Origin of the sequence: Youngiibacter fragilis 232.1 (assembly GCF_000495435.3) — a bacterium.
GTDB lineage: Bacteria > Bacillota > Clostridia > Clostridiales > Clostridiaceae > Youngiibacter > Youngiibacter fragilis.
On sequence record NZ_AXUN02000240.1, the window covers coordinates 1 to 818 of the forward strand.

At 45.0% G+C, this 818-nt stretch carries 1 protein-coding gene; it reads left to right on the top strand.

Going from position 1 to position 818, the window contains the following annotated elements; genetic code table 11:
* Positions 1-670 (top strand): HNH endonuclease (locus T472_RS19040; protein ID WP_023863806.1); only part of this gene is annotated, 670 nt, incomplete at its 5' end.
* Positions 671-818: the final 148 nt, after the last annotated feature.

The window sequence follows — 818 nt, forward strand, 5'->3', positions numbered from 1 at the left end:
ATGTCAGCACTGCCATGGCAAGTCAAAGGACAGAGTATTGAATGTTCACCATAAGGAAAGCCGGAAGACCGGAGGAGACTCTCCCGGCAACCTGGTAACCTTATGCGAGACATGCCATAAGGGCTATCATGAAGGAAGGATACAGCTGAAGCTTACTCCAAACAAGTCGTACCGTCATGCAAGCTTCATGGGCATCATGAGATGGTATGTATACAACAGTCTTAAGGAACTGTATCCAGAGGTTTCCATGACCTTTGGATACATCACAAAGAACAGCCGCATAAGGAATAACATTGAAAAGGCCCATAGCGCTGACGCTTACTGCATCAGCGGAAACCTTAATGCCAAAAGGATCGATGAGATATACAACCAGGCATTCAAGAGGAAGCACAACCGCCAGATACACAAGGCGAACTTCCTGAAGGGCGGAAGGAAAAAGCTGAATCAGTCCGCTTACGAAGTCAAGGGATTCCGCCTGTTTGACCATGTGCGATACATGGACGAGGAATGCTTCATTTTCGGAAGAAGGACATCTGGTTACTTTGATCTGCGAAAACTGGATGGCTCGGTTGTTCACAGGAGTGCAAGCTTCAAGGAAATTAAACTGTTGAAAAGACAGAGTACAATATTAATCGAACGAAAGGGGTGTAATGGAGTTCTCCTCTCATGACTGAAGTCACGAGTCTCCGAACTCCAACTCTTATGAACTCATGAAACTGCAGTGTCTAAAGCCCTGGAAAACTTATCTGTTCCTCTGACTGAAGTCTTTTCTTGACCTGACATTTGTTATTATTATGTTTGGCGCTTCGCTGTTTTAA